The 13,352-nt window shown below is 45.0% G+C and carries 10 protein-coding genes; 7 read left to right on the top strand and 3 right to left on the bottom strand.

The genetic code is table 11. The features are described from left to right. Positions 1-10 precede the first annotated feature (10 nt). Complete coding sequence (locus DXA87_RS10805) at positions 11-1,213, bottom strand: nucleotidyltransferase family protein (RefSeq protein WP_117504346.1); 1,203 nt, start codon at positions 1,211-1,213, stop codon at positions 11-13. A 361-nt stretch (positions 1,214-1,574) separates the two neighbouring features. Between DXA87_RS10805 and DXA87_RS10800 the strand changes: the two genes are divergently transcribed. The 5 genes from DXA87_RS10800 (at position 1,575) to rpmF (ending at position 5,547) form a co-directional block, all read left to right on the top strand. Then, complete coding sequence (locus DXA87_RS10800; RefSeq protein ID WP_117504344.1) at positions 1,575-1,907, top strand: cyclic-di-AMP receptor; 333 nt, start codon at positions 1,575-1,577, stop codon at positions 1,905-1,907. 259 nt (positions 1,908-2,166) lie between these two features. After that, positions 2,167-3,168 (top strand): phosphate acetyltransferase, encoded by a 1,002-nt coding sequence (pta, locus tag DXA87_RS10795; RefSeq protein WP_117470288.1) that lies wholly within the window; start codon positions 2,167-2,169, stop codon positions 3,166-3,168. 99 nt (positions 3,169-3,267) lie between these two features. Continuing rightward, complete coding sequence (locus tag DXA87_RS10790) at positions 3,268-4,461, top strand: acetate kinase (protein WP_015554503.1); 1,194 nt, start codon at positions 3,268-3,270, stop codon at positions 4,459-4,461. A 373-nt stretch (positions 4,462-4,834) separates the two neighbouring features. Next, positions 4,835-5,362: a DUF177 domain-containing protein gene (locus DXA87_RS10785; protein WP_117470287.1), complete on the top strand. Its 528-nt coding sequence runs from the start codon at positions 4,835-4,837 to the stop codon at positions 5,360-5,362. A 2-nt stretch (positions 5,363-5,364) separates the two neighbouring features. Beyond that, on the top strand, positions 5,365-5,547 hold the full coding sequence (gene rpmF, locus DXA87_RS10780; protein WP_015554505.1) for a 50S ribosomal protein L32: 183 nt from the start codon (positions 5,365-5,367) through the stop codon (positions 5,545-5,547). Positions 5,548-5,667: 120 nt separating this feature from the next. Here the strand turns inward: rpmF and DXA87_RS10775 are convergent, their stop codons facing one another. Continuing rightward, positions 5,668-6,705 (bottom strand): DegT/DnrJ/EryC1/StrS aminotransferase, encoded by a 1,038-nt coding sequence (locus DXA87_RS10775; protein WP_117504342.1) that lies wholly within the window; start codon positions 6,703-6,705, stop codon positions 5,668-5,670. A gap of 945 nt (positions 6,706-7,650) precedes the next feature. On the opposite strand from DXA87_RS10775, the gene DXA87_RS10765 reads away from it, so the two are divergent. Beyond that, a complete protein-coding gene (locus DXA87_RS10765; RefSeq protein WP_117504340.1) occupies positions 7,651-8,412 on the top strand; it encodes a creatininase family protein in 762 nt (253 codons plus the stop codon). Between the two features lie 145 nt (positions 8,413-8,557). On the opposite strand, the gene DXA87_RS10760 is transcribed toward DXA87_RS10765, so the two are convergent. After that, the gene (locus tag DXA87_RS10760) at positions 8,558-10,657 is read right to left on the bottom strand and encodes a glutamine synthetase III (protein WP_117504338.1); all 2,100 of its coding nucleotides are present in this window, start codon (positions 10,655-10,657) and stop codon (positions 8,558-8,560) included. 837 nt (positions 10,658-11,494) lie between these two features. Between DXA87_RS10760 and DXA87_RS10755 the strand changes: the two genes are divergently transcribed. Then, the gene (locus DXA87_RS10755) at positions 11,495-13,243 is read left to right on the top strand and encodes a CTP synthase (protein ID WP_117470284.1); all 1,749 of its coding nucleotides are present in this window, start codon (positions 11,495-11,497) and stop codon (positions 13,241-13,243) included. Positions 13,244-13,352: the final 109 nt, after the last annotated feature.

Here is a 13,352-nt window from a genome sequence, read left to right as displayed (position 1 = left end):
AAATATATATTTATGGAATCATGACAGGTGCCTGTGTAAATTCGTTTTTCTGCGATTTCCCGGATTTTAGTTCCCGCACCATCCTGGTGAGTTCAGACGCAGTTAGATTTTTCTTAAAAAGTTCATACGCGGAAGAGGAGAGGATATTTTTTGCGTCAGCAGTTTTTGCAATAACCGGGATATCACAGTGCCTTTTTAATTCTGAAAGAAGCAGTGAGGAAGATCTTTTGAATCCCAGGATCCGGATCCATGGAGCACGGAATAAATCTGCAAACATACACTGGTCTTCGACGCTAATATCAAGCATGAGATTCATGAGTGCACGGCTGACTCTGGCATAAGTATACTGTCGGTCTTTCCTGAGAGCAGTCAGAGTATCCGTCCGAAAGAATTCTAATCGGTTTTTATAGAGCTTTGCCGCAAGATCTCCCGGCATTCCGAAAATATTCTGAAGTTTCTCCAGATCGGAAGTTAAAATTTTCTGATTCAGGAGGAGAGAAAAATCATTTGGGAACAGCGGAACCTCAGATTCTTCTTTCATGCATTCAAAATGCGAATCCGGTAGAACAGCAGCGAGAAATTCCAAATCCTTCGAAAAAACCGCTTTTCGGATAGCTGTTGCGGAAGCGAAGGAGCCGTTCCGATCCTCAGAATGGTAGCCTGGGTCTGAGCGTTTCAGAGTCCAAGGACTAATATCGGAAGAGAATTCTTTTAATGCTTTCAGATATTCAACTGCGAGAATGTCATTTGGAGAAGCTGGCACAGTCTCTTTCTTTGCGAGAGTCAGAGCCTGCGGGTATGTGAGACCACTTCGAAGACCTTCGCGGATCAGGGCGGACTGTTCGTTCGTTTCCAATGCGGAATGATTAGCCAGTTGCCACAATTCTTCGATATTGCCGGATTCACTGCCAAAGGAAAGGACATCGATCATTCCCATATGGTGAAACAGAGAGACGCCGCAGCGGGCAAAATCTTGGGCAGCGCTTAAGGTTCCAAAGATCGGCATCTCGATCACGAGATCAGCCCCTGAGAGAAGGGCAGAGCGGGTACGGAAGGTTTTGCTGTACATTGCCGGAATCCCCCGCTGTACAAAATCACCGCTCATGACAACGACAATGAAATTGGCGCCTGTCTGGCGTTTTGTCTCTTCAATCTGATATTTATGGCCATTGTGGAACGGATTATATTCTGCGATGATAGCGGCTGTTTTCATGGTGTAAACTCCTTAAATAAAGTCGATCAGTGGTCAAAAATAAATTTGCAGTTCTTTCAGATTTTCAGTTCTTTTGGCAGAGTGAAATTGATTTATTGCTGCGAGTAAGGCAGTGTCATACCGTGCCGAAAATACAAATCATTATTTAATAATATAGACGAAACAAAAACTTAATGCAATATTTATTGTTATCAAAGGAAAAATGTGATATACTGCGTTTAAACAATGTGTGAAAGTTCTGACGATTTCACAACTGAACAGATGTCAGATTTTTACGCATATGTTTTTAAGACTATATTTTACATCTTTGCGGCGGTCACCGCAATCTTTGGAAATAAGACGCAGAAAGGATGGATGCTATATGAAACTGATTTACGCAATTATCCGTTATGACAATGAGGACGATGTTACAACTTCTCTTACAAAACACAACTTCAGTGTGACACGTCTTTCTACTACCGGTGGATTCCTGAAAAAAGGTAATACAACTCTGATGATCGTTACTGAGCCGGAACGTGTCGACGAGGCTATCGATATTATTAAGAAGGAATGCGGTCATCACCAGAAGATCACCATCAATATGCCATATGTATCCGGTTCCTCTATGGTTCATTGTGCAACCATGCCGATGTCTGTCGATGTGGGAGGAGCAACGATCTTCGTTGTGGATGTTGAGCGGTATGAAAAGATCTGATAACAGAAAATAGATGGGGAAAAAGTGTTCTTCTATATTCCAGACGGAAGGGATCGGCGATAACAGATCCTATGAAATTGTAAGAGCTTTGGCAGTCTTTGCTTGCCGAAGCTCTTATATTTTTATTATTGTTTTTAATTTAACGAGAGGTATTGAAAAAAGTGCAAAAAATTGGGGAATATAGTCTTGTATCCAGTATTTAGCTGCGATATAATAAAAATACGTATGAAAACCTATATTGAGGAAGGAGTCAATCATCATGGCATTTATTGATCTTATGAAGGAAAAGGCGAAACAGGATGTAATGACCATCATCCTGCCAGAGAGCAACGATAAGAGAACTCTTATCGCAGCAGCACAGGTATTAAAGGAGAAGACAGCTGACCTGATCATGATCGGAAAAGAGGAGAAGATCATGGATGGTGCTCACTGGCTGGAAGTGGACCTTACAGGTCTTAAAGTCGTAGATCCGGATACAGATCCGAAATTCGACCATTATGCAGAGACACTGTTCAAATTAAGAGAGAAAAAGGGCATGACTCTCGAGAAAGCACAGGAGATCTTAAAGACAGACTACATCACATACGGCGTTATGATGGTAAAAGAAAAAGACGCTGACGGACTTGTTGCAGGTGCTTGCCACGCAACAGCTGATACATTGAGACCGGCTCTTCAGATCTTAAAGACAGCTCCGGGAACAGAGCTTGTATCCGGTTTCTTCATCATGGACGTTCCGAACTGCGAATACGGTGCAAACGGCACATTCCTCTTCGCTGACTGCGGATTAAACCAGGATCCGACATCTGCAGAGCTCGCTGCAATCGCTGACAGCTCCGCTAAGAGCTTCCGCGCACTTGTTGGAGAAAAGCCGATCGTGGCTATGCTTTCCCACTCCACAAAGGGCAGTGCGAAACATGCACTTGTAGATAAAGTTGTAGAAGCTACAAAGATCGCAAACGAGAAGTACCCGCAGCTTGACCTTGACGGTGAGTTACAGCTTGATGCTGCAATCGTTCCGTCCGTAGCAAAGGCAAAAGCAAAAGGAAGCGAAGTTGCCGGACATGCTAATGTACTGATCTTCCCGAACCTTGACTGTGGTAACATTGGTTACAAGCTGGTTCAGAGACTTGCAAAAGCAGAAGCTTATGGTCCGATGCTTCAGGGTATCGCAAGACCGGTCAACGATCTTTCCCGTGGATGCTCCGCTGAGGATATCGTTGGTGTAGTAGCCCTCACAGCTGTACAGGCTCAGATGGCTTAATCTATAATTGCTCAACAACATAAGGGAACGGCGCATAATCGATATGAGGAGACGGCGTTCCCTTTTTAAACTTATTTTAAACAAGGAGTTTTATCTGCCATGAATATTTTAGTTATCAACTGCGGAAGCTCTTCCTTAAAGTACCAGTTAATCAACTCTGACACAGAGGCAGTTCTTGCAAAGGGTCTTTGCGAGAGAATCGGTATCGAAGGAAGCCAGATCACATACCAGCCAGCAGGCGGAGAGAAGGAAGTCACTGTTTCCCCGATGCCGACACACACACAGGCTATCCAGATGGTATTAGACGCTCTTACAAACAAGAAGAGTGGCGTTATCGCAAGTCTTGCAGAGGTTGGCGCTGTTGGTCACCGTGTCGTACACGGCGGTGAGAAGTTTACTTCTTCCACAGTAATCACAGATGAGGCTATGAAAGCGATCGAAGAGTGCAACGACCTTGCACCGCTTCACAACCCGGCAAACCTGATCGGTATCCGCGCTTGTCAGGAGCTTATGCCGAACGTACCGATGGTAGCTGTATTCGATACTGCTTTCCATCAGACAATGCCGGAGGAGGCTTACCTTTACGGTCTTCCGTACGAGTACTATGAGAAGTACAAAGTAAGAAGATACGGCTTCCACGGAACATCCCACAGCTTTGTATCCAAGAGAGCTGCTGAGGTTGCCGGAAAACCGTACGAGGATTTAAAGATCATCGTTTGCCATCTTGGTAACGGCGCAAGCCTTTCCGCTGTAAAGAACGGCAAATCTGTAGATACAAGCATGGGTCTTACTCCGCTTGAGGGACTTATCATGGGAACACGTTCCGGTGATATGGATCCGGCTATCATGGAGTTCATCGCTAAGAAAGAGAACCTCGACATCGCAGGCGTTATGAACGTTCTGAACAAGAAGTCCGGTGTTCTTGGCCTTTCCGGTGTATCCAGCGACTTCCGTGACATTGAGGAAGCAGCTGAGGCTGGCAACGACCGCGCAGCGAAAGCTCTTGCAGCTTACAACTACCGCGTTGTTAAGTACATCGGTGCTTACACAGCAGCTATGGACGGCGTAGATGTGATCGCATTCACAGCAGGTCTTGGTGAGAACGGCAAGTCCATGAGAAAAGCTGTTTGCGAGCATTTATCCTACCTTGGCATCAAGATCGACGACGAGGCTAACAGCGTAAGAGGAAAAGATATCGTAATCTCCACACCGGATTCCAAGGTTAAAGTTATGGTAATCCCGACAAACGAGGAGCTTGCGATCGCAAGAGAGACTCTGGCTCTCGTAAAATAATTTTTGACAGTTTGTCCGTGCGGATATCTGTATGGTGAACTGATTCGCAATGACGCTGACCCGTTCAGAACCCTGTGAGAGCAGGAGATGAGCGGGTTGGCTTCTGTGCTGTCTGGAGGTTTTAACGTCTTCAGGACGGCTTTGAAGCCCTCTCGACATACGCTGGGGTTTCTTACAGGTACGAAAGTATTTCGTTCCTGGTGCTCTTGATGCGCGCTCTGGCGCGGTTAAGAATTTGTCACAAGAATATGGTTTGAGCGCAGAAATGCATGAAAAATAGAGCTTTTAAAATTTAATATTTTATTAGAATAATTGTTGACAAATTGTTCCTGTTCATATATAATATCTTAGTGCGTATTAGGAGAAACATAATATGCTGATTAATTTATCTGAAGTTTTTACTCTGGAAGGCAAAGAGAAAACCTGGGAAGTACCGTTTGAAGCGAAAGCTTACAAGGGCTCCCGAGTTGAGTATCCGGTGGTTTCTGCGAACCCGGTAAAGATCACTGTAAAAAACCTTGGAAACAGAAAGCTGAGTCTTACGGGAAATACTTCCGTGACTCTTGCGATTCCCTGTTCAAGATGTCTGGAACCGGTGAATTACACCACAGATATTGAGTTTGACCAGGAGATCGATATGAATGCTTCCGATGAGGACAGAGTGAAGGACTTGGATGAACAATCTTATTTATCTGGTTATAATCTGGATGCCGATATGCTGGTTTGCAATGAGTTATCATTGTACCTGCCTATGAAGGTCCTTTGCAAGGATAATTGCAAGGGAATCTGCAGTAGATGTGGAGCAAATCTCAACAAGGGAGATTGCGGCTGTGATACATGGGTTCCTGACCCGCGGATGGCAGCCATCCAGGATATTTTCAAACAGTTTAAGGAGGTGTAACCATGTCTATCTGTCCTAAGAATAAATCTTCCAAAGCGAGAAGAGACAGCCGCAGAGCGAACTGGAAAATGTCCGCTATGAACTTAGTAAAGTGCAGCAAGTGCGGTGCTTTAATGATGCCTCATAGAGTATGCAAGGCATGCGGCAGCTACAACAAGCGTGAAATCGTTAAAGTTGAAGACTAATTAAGAATTATGAGATCCTCCGGTGGTTTTCCCCCGGGGGATTTTTTCGTCTACAGCAAGAAGCCAGATACCGCGGTATCTGGTTTTTTGCATTTGAAGCTTTTCGTTGTTCCTGCATATTTATCTCGTGAAATTTTCAGAATAATCCATTAAGATCTGCGCGACATACTGCATATCAGAAGGTGAGAAGCGCTGATCGCAGGGAAGGGATATAATGTGGTCATAAATGTATTGTACTGATGATTCCGGTAGCGGATGAACCAGCGGTCCCATTGGCCAGTAGACAGTCGAGAGAATCTGGTGATCTGTCAGGTATTGCTGTAATTCGCTGCGTTTTTCGGCATACAGGCAGAAATGGCTTGGAACAGCAGACTCCGGAAGTTCGGAAAAGACTATCTGCACACCGCGAAGCGGTGCTGCAAGGGCTTTTAAAAGTGCAGCATAGTTTTCACGCCTTGTCCTGCAAATGGAATCGAAGTCAGCATGGCGTAGGAGATATTCTGAATTATCATCACTGGCAAAGCTATCAAACATCTGACGAAGTCGAAGTTCTCCCTCCCAGAAAATATCTCTGTTTTCTGTCTCGATGGATTCTTTGCGTTGCTTGAGATGTGTTAATTCTACCGGCAGAAGAGGTGTTTCAAAGGTTCCGTTTCGTTTAACAGCAAATCCCCCGCAGGCAACCCCCATCCATTTTCGGAAGCTTCCGGCAAAATAATCACAGAGAGGATCGATACCGTCAGCTGAAAGCATGGAATGAGTTACATCTTCAAAAATAACAACTCCTTTTTCTTTGCAGGCTTTAACAAAGCTGTGATCATAGTTGCAGAAGCCATAGTAACCGCAAAGAGATAAAACACTGATTTCATCGATAACCGCTGTGTCAAAAATGCTGTGCAAATTCTGGTCCAGCTCATAAAATTTCAGCTGATATCCGGCTTTCTTAAAAGGAGCAAGGACCGTTCCACAGGTATACATAGGCACATACGCGACTTTACGCGTATCGTACCGTGCAATATCCTGTAAACAATAATAGATACCGCATCGTCCGGACATGGTAAATGCCAGATCATCACCAGGTGAGCAGATACGCGAAAAGTATCCGTTTTCGATAGGTGTGTTGGGTTCGTAGTGGAACATACCACCAATTTTTCGCATGTTTCATTTCCTCCTTACCAGTAGAAAAAGGTTACACGGATGTTTTTGTCCGTTAGCTAAAAACTCATTATAATTATAATAGATTGTTAATAAAAACGAAAGCTTTATTTTGTGCAATAATAAATTTCCTATTACACAAAAGGAACACAATAATATCATTAATAATTATTGTTTTATAATATGATTGCCAAAGCATAAAAAGAGTGTGTTAGGCAGTCATGAAAACTTCTGAAAATGCTGTCATAATAAAAAATAATACAAAAAATTAACGAAATAATGGATATCTTTTTTTATTGTTAAGAGAAAGCTAAAATTATTGACAATCCTATTGGCATAGACTATACTTATTTTAGCAAGAATGGTACGAAACTTTTAAATTGTCAGATAAAAATTCAATGCTAAAGAGGCACAGGAGGTTATTAACAGTTAAATTTTAAGTCAAACGTCCGTGAGACTTGGTGCGTGATTCTGCTCAGCGTAAGCTGACATATTCTTTACAGAATCACTGTACATCCTCGCGGAGCGTTTATCTCAGTCGGAGACTAACTCCCACTGAGACTAATTTGTTATTACTCGCCACCTGAAGAGGTGAGAGTCTTCTCGACTGAGATAAATCATATAGATAGATGTTGAGTTTTATAGGATATAGGGTAGAGTACTATTAAAAGGAGTTAATACTCTGAGTAAATATTATTCTATACATAAATTTTCAAAAATTATAGGCGTATCTGTTCAGACATTACGAAATTGGGATGTCAATGGAAAGATATCAATAAAAATGTTGAAGGATTCATTATGGACGCAAATGGTTACTACAGCTTGGATAAGGTTAAGGTTGCACAGTAATTAACGGCAACACAGTAATTGATGAATGTCGGGCTGTCTGGTTTTCGGATCGTCCGATTTTTCAGCAGATAATAATTATTATGTGAAAGGAAAGAAACTATGAGACTTGAAAATTTGACTTGGCCGAAAGCACAGGAATATTTTGAAAAAAATGATATGGTACTTGTATCTATCGGCAGTATTGAGTGTCACGGCCGTCACATGCCGCTTGGAACCGATACACTGATTCCAAATCATTTGTTGGAGAAAATTGAGAAGAAGAGTGATGTTTTGATTGCTCCGACCATTCCATATGGTTCCACCCCAGGTTTAGCTCCGTATCCTGGTTCAATTGATATTGACAGCGAGGTACTCTATCAGTTTTGCCGTCAGGTTTTCCTGAGTCTGTATCGTCACGGCGCAAGAAAATTCGTTTTTCTGAACGGACATGGCGGTAACATCAAGATGATTCAGCGCCTTGGCATGGAATTCGAGGATAAAGGCTGTCTGGTTGCTATGCTTAACTGGTGGATGATGGCATGGGATATGAACCCAGCATGGAAAGGCGGTCACGGCGGCGGTGAGGAAACAGCTGCGATTCTTGGAATTGATCCGTCTTTAGTTGACAAGAGTGAGATAGGTGGTGAACTCCAGTTTAAGCACCTGTCTGATAATCTGAAGACAACTGGTTTCCGTTCTGTTGAGTATAAGGGAGTTACCGTTGAGATTCCCCGCAAAACTCCGCATGTTACAGACAACGGATGGATTGGACCGGATCATCCGAGTACCGCTACAGAAGAGTGGGGCAAGGAAATGCTCGAGACCACAGCAAACTATATTGTTGATTTCATGGAAGAGTTCAAGAAAGTTAAACTTTCATAAAGCAATGCCAGAGTGGATAAGAACGTGACGCTGAAAATGATTGCAGTAATTTTAAATACAAATGGCGCATAGTAAAATATGATACGAAAAGACCGCCGGTCCAGATTTCTCTGGTAACCGGCGGTCTTCCCTATGAGCAAAACAATTAAATGTAAAAGAGCAATGCATCGTATGTCGGATACGGGAGATAATCCTCCGGGATCAGGACTTCCGCATCGTTGACAGCCAGACGGATCGTTTCCATCTCGGCAAGGATCGTGTCATGGTAGTAAGTTCCAGCCTTTAAGTAGTCATCCATGCCTTCCGCGGTACCGATCATATCCTTTAAGATATCAAGCTCATCAGAGATCGTATCTGCGAGTCCGGAGAGCTTTGTGATCAGCTTTTCTTCCGCCTTTGTTGTAATGCCAGGAACAAGCTCTTTCTTGGTGCTGCCTGTGCATGCGAGATCGTTTACATAGGAGAACAGAGACGGAAGGAAGTCTTTCTGTACCATTTCCTCCATAGTCTTAGCCTCGATATGGATCGTTTTTGCGTAATCCTCAAGAAGGATCTCGTAGCGGGAGAAGAGTTCTTCTTTTGTCAGTACATGATGCTTTGTGAAAAGCTCGATGTTCTTTTCGGCAATTAAATGCGGAAGAGCTTCCGGTGTCGATTTCAGGTTCGGGAGTCCGCGTTTCTTGGCTTCCGCTAACCACTCATCGGTATAGCCGTTGCCGTTGAAAATGATCCTTGCATGGTCTGTGAAGGTATCCTTTAAAAGCTTGTGGATCGCCAAATCAAGCTCTGAGCCGGTAAGCCCATCTAAGACCTTGCAGAAGCCTGCGAGAGACTCTGCAACTGCTGTATTTAAGATCACGTTCGGACCTGACAGGGAGAGAGAGGAGCCCGGCATACGGAACTCAAACTTATTTCCTGTGAAGGCGAACGGTGATGTACGGTTACGGTCTGTGTTATCTTTTGTGAAGTGCGGGAGAACCTTCGGGCCGATGGACATCTGAACGGCACCCTTTCCTTCAAAATATGTTTCGGATTTAATGGAATCGACAACAGCCTCCAGCTCTTCACCTAAGAACAAGGAAACGACTGCAGGCGGTGCCTCGTTTGCTCCGAGACGGTGATCGTTTCCGGCCGTTGCAACGGAGATTCTTAAAAGATCCGCATAATCATCAACAGCTTCCACAACGGCTGCTAAGAACAGTAAGAACTGTGTGTTTTCTGCCGGTGTCTTTCCTGGATTCAGAAGATTTTCACCGGTATCCGTGGAGAGTGCCCAGTTGTTATGTTTTCCGCTTCCGTTGATGCCCTCGAACGGTTTCTCATGGAGCAGGCACGCAAGGTCATGGCGGTCAGCAACCTTCTTCATCATCTCCATAACGAGCTGGTTGTGGTCAACAGCAACATTGACGGTTTCAAAGACAGGAGCAAGCTCATGCTGCGCAGGAGCAACCTCGTTGTGTTCAGTCTTTGCCGGAATTCCGAGCTTCCAGAGTTCTTCATTTAATTCTTCCATGAAGGCTTCCACTCTCGGCTTGATGGAACCAAAGTAGTGGTCATCCATTTCCTGTCCCTTCGGAGCCGGAGCGCCGAATAAGGTACGTCTGCAGAAGATCAGGTCTTTTCTTAAGCGGTAGCACTCTTTGTCTACCAGGAAATATTCCTGTTCAGCGCCTACCGTAGTGTTGACGCGTTTGACATCTGTTTTTCCTAAAATGTGGAGTAAGTGGGTAGCTTCTTTGCTGACAGCTTCCATGGAGCGGAGCAGCGGAGTCTTTTTATCGAGTGCCTCGCCGCTGTAAGAACAAAAGGCAGTTGGGATACAGAGCGTATGTCCCTTGATGAATGCGAAAGAGGTAGGATCCCATGCGGTATAGCCGCGGGCTTCGAAGGTAGCACGTAAACCGCCTGACGGGAAGCTGGACGCGTCCGGCTCACCTTTTACGAGTTCTTTTCCGGAAAATTCCATGATTGCTTCGCCGACACCGGTCGGAGAGAGAAAACTGTCATGCTTCTCAGCGGTGATGCCTGTCATCGGCTGGAACCAGTGGGTGAAATGGGTAGCGCCATGCTCCAGAGCCCATTCTTTCATGGCAACAGCTACAGAGTTTGCGACATCCAGTTCCAGATGGGAACCGCTGTTGATGGTCTTTGCAAGTGCTTTGTAGATATCCTTCGGGAGACGTGCTTTCATTTCGGAGTCGTTGAATACAAGACTTCCATACAGTTCAGGAATGCTTTTGCTCATAGATGTTTCTCCTTTCAACTCCGCTGGGGAACTTCTTTGCTCCCATATGCGGGAAATTATACTTGATTTGCTGCCTGTTCCGGGGTGGGGAACAGACAGTAGTCACTTTACGGATCGATATTTAAGTATAGGGGGTTATGGGGAAGATCCGTAAAATGCGAGAAGGGCACCGGGGTGTATGTTTCATGCACCCAAGCGCCCTTGCTCTTATGGTGGTATAATATACTCGTTTTTCAGGATTTGTCAACACATTTTTTTGAATCTTTTTTTGATCACAGACAGCGTTCCTATTATTAAACATTTTTCTGTTTCGGATGGTCTTACAGTTGTTCTGCCGTTTCAAGGAGTCAAAACAGTTTTAAACAATTCTATGTCAGGACATAAGAATCGTCTTTTCAGGCTGCGGATCCCGTATGGAAGGAATTGGATGAAAAAACTTTAACAAACTGCGAAAAAACTACTTTACAAATTTGAAAAAATGGAATATAGTAGTTCCATATTTTTTTAGCGCAGTCAATACCTATGAGCAATTAATCCTGCGTAAAAATAAGTTTCATAGTGATGGAATGAATTAGACAAAGGTGTCAGAGTCTTAGTACTTCTGTCACCTTTTTTTACTTGAAAGCGTTGTCAAGCGGTTAGACATTCTGCGTGCCTGCATGCAGTGAAGAATAGGCATTTGACGACCAAGCCGGTATGGTAAGCAGGGCGATAGCCCGGATTACGAATGCTGGCGGTAGCTGCGGGAGTGCCGAAGCCACGGAGCAGCTGGCTTTCAGCATTATATGAAACTACAGTTTCCCCACATTAACAGTAATATAAATTTGGAGGTAAGGTATGGCAGTTAAATACGTATTCGTCACGGGAGGCGTTGTCTCCGGACTCGGCAAAGGTATTACCGCCGCATCCCTTGGACGTCTCTTAAAGGCAAGAGGTTATCAGGTAACGATGCAGAAGTTCGATCCTTATATCAATATTGATCCGGGTACCATGAATCCGATCCAGCATGGAGAAGTGTTCGTCACAGACGATGGAACAGAGACCGACCTGGACCTTGGACATTATGAACGCTTCATTGATGAGAGCCTTGATAAGAACTCCAACGTAACCACCGGAAAGATCTACTGGACCGTTCTTCAAAAAGAGCGTCACGGAGACTTCGGCGGAGGTACCGTACAGGTGATCCCACACATCACAAACGAGATCAAAGCAAGATTTTACCGCGCGAAATCCCCGGATGAGGACCGCATCGCGATCATTGAGGTCGGCGGTACCGTCGGCGATATCGAGAGCCAGCCGTTCTTAGAGGCGATCCGTCAGTTCCGCCACGAGATCGGATACCAGAACTCAGTTCTGATCCATGTAACGCTTGTTCCATATTTAAAGGCATCCGGCGAATTAAAGACAAAACCGACCCAGCAGAGTGTTAAAGCCCTTCAGGGAATGGGAATCTTCCCGGATGTGATCGTATGCCGTACTGAGGTTCCGCTTGAGGATGGCATTGAGAGCAAGATCGCATTATTCTGCAACGTCCCGGAGGATCATGTGCTCCAGAACCTGGATGTTGAATATTTATACGAAGCTCCACTTGCAATGGAAAAAGAGCGCCTGGCCCAGGTCGTATGTGAGTGCCTGAACATTCCGTGCCCGGAGCCGCAGCTCGGCGATTGGAAACAGATGGTGGACGCGTTAAAGAATCCGACGAGCGAAGTGACCATCGCCCTGGTAGGAAAATATATCCAGCTTCATGACGCATACCTCAGCGTTATGGAGGCATTAAAGCACGGAGGCATCGCAAACCGCACAAAGGTATCCATCAAGTGGGTGGATTCCGAGTTCTTAACTCCGGAGATCCTCGATGACACCTTTGCCGGTGTGGACGGAATCATTATTCCGGGCGGTTTTGGTTCCAGAGGAACCGAGGGAATGATCCTGGCAGCCAACTATGCGAGAGAGAACAAGATCCCATTCCTCGGAATCTGCCTCGGCATGCAGATGGCCATGGTCGCATTTGCGAGAAATGTTCTGGGATATGAGGATGCAAACAGCTCCGAGCTGAATCCGGATACAACACATCCGGTGGTTGATCTGATGCCGGATCAGAACGGCATTGAGAACCTTGGCGGAACCTTACGTCTTGGTTCCTATCCGTGTGTTCTCGACAAAAAGTCCAAGGCATATGCCCTTTATGGAACAGAATTGATCAATGAGCGTCACAGACACCGCTTTGAGATCAACAACCATTACCGCGATGATTTTACATCCCATGGCATGATGATCTCCGGTCAGTCCCCGGACGGTCATATCGTTGAGATGATCGAGCTCCCGGATCACCCGTTTTATGTGGGAATTCAGGCTCATCCAGAATTAAAATCAAGACCGAACCATGCACATCCGCTTTTCGCAGGCTTTGTTGAAAGTGCGGAGGAGCAGGGCGTACTCAGACGTGCAAAGAAGCTTCTCATGAAGAGAAATCATCTTTCCGAGCCGGAAGCGCACCGCTATCTCCAGAAGACCAGCATGGACACAGGAAGAACCATGACGGAGAGCGCCCATATGGTCACCATGCTGATCCATGAAGATTAATGTTTATCCCCGCCGTGTGCGGAGAGCCAAGCTGGACCTGCAAGTCGGTAATCATCCGGCACTTTACCTGGTTATTGCAAAAAAAATTGTTACAGTTCAGTCATTATAG

It is taken from the genome of Desulfotomaculum sp. OF05-3, from assembly GCF_003435535.1.
Taxonomy (GTDB): domain Bacteria; phylum Bacillota; class Clostridia; order Lachnospirales; family Lachnospiraceae; genus Pilosibacter; species Pilosibacter fragilis.
The sequence above is the reverse complement of the archived record's forward strand: the minus strand, read 5'-3'. Positions and strand labels throughout refer to the sequence as shown.

Coding starts and splice junctions, on each gene's coding strand:
- DXA87_RS10805 (WP_117504346.1), bottom strand. CDS start 1,213: ATGAAAACAGCCGCTATCATCGCAGAATATAATCCGTTCCACAATGGC.
- DXA87_RS10800 (WP_117504344.1), top strand. CDS start 1,575: ATGAAACTGATTTACGCAATTATCCGTTATGACAATGAGGACGATGTT.
- pta (WP_117470288.1), top strand. CDS start 2,167: ATGGCATTTATTGATCTTATGAAGGAAAAGGCGAAACAGGATGTAATG.
- DXA87_RS10790 (WP_015554503.1), top strand. CDS start 3,268: ATGAATATTTTAGTTATCAACTGCGGAAGCTCTTCCTTAAAGTACCAG.
- DXA87_RS10785 (WP_117470287.1), top strand. CDS start 4,835: ATGCTGATTAATTTATCTGAAGTTTTTACTCTGGAAGGCAAAGAGAAA.
- rpmF (WP_015554505.1), top strand. CDS start 5,365: ATGTCTATCTGTCCTAAGAATAAATCTTCCAAAGCGAGAAGAGACAGC.
- DXA87_RS10775 (WP_117504342.1), bottom strand. CDS start 6,705: ATGCGAAAAATTGGTGGTATGTTCCACTACGAACCCAACACACCTATC.
- DXA87_RS10765 (WP_117504340.1), top strand. CDS start 7,651: ATGAGACTTGAAAATTTGACTTGGCCGAAAGCACAGGAATATTTTGAA.
- DXA87_RS10760 (WP_117504338.1), bottom strand. CDS start 10,657: ATGAGCAAAAGCATTCCTGAACTGTATGGAAGTCTTGTATTCAACGAC.
- DXA87_RS10755 (WP_117470284.1), top strand. CDS start 11,495: ATGGCAGTTAAATACGTATTCGTCACGGGAGGCGTTGTCTCCGGACTC.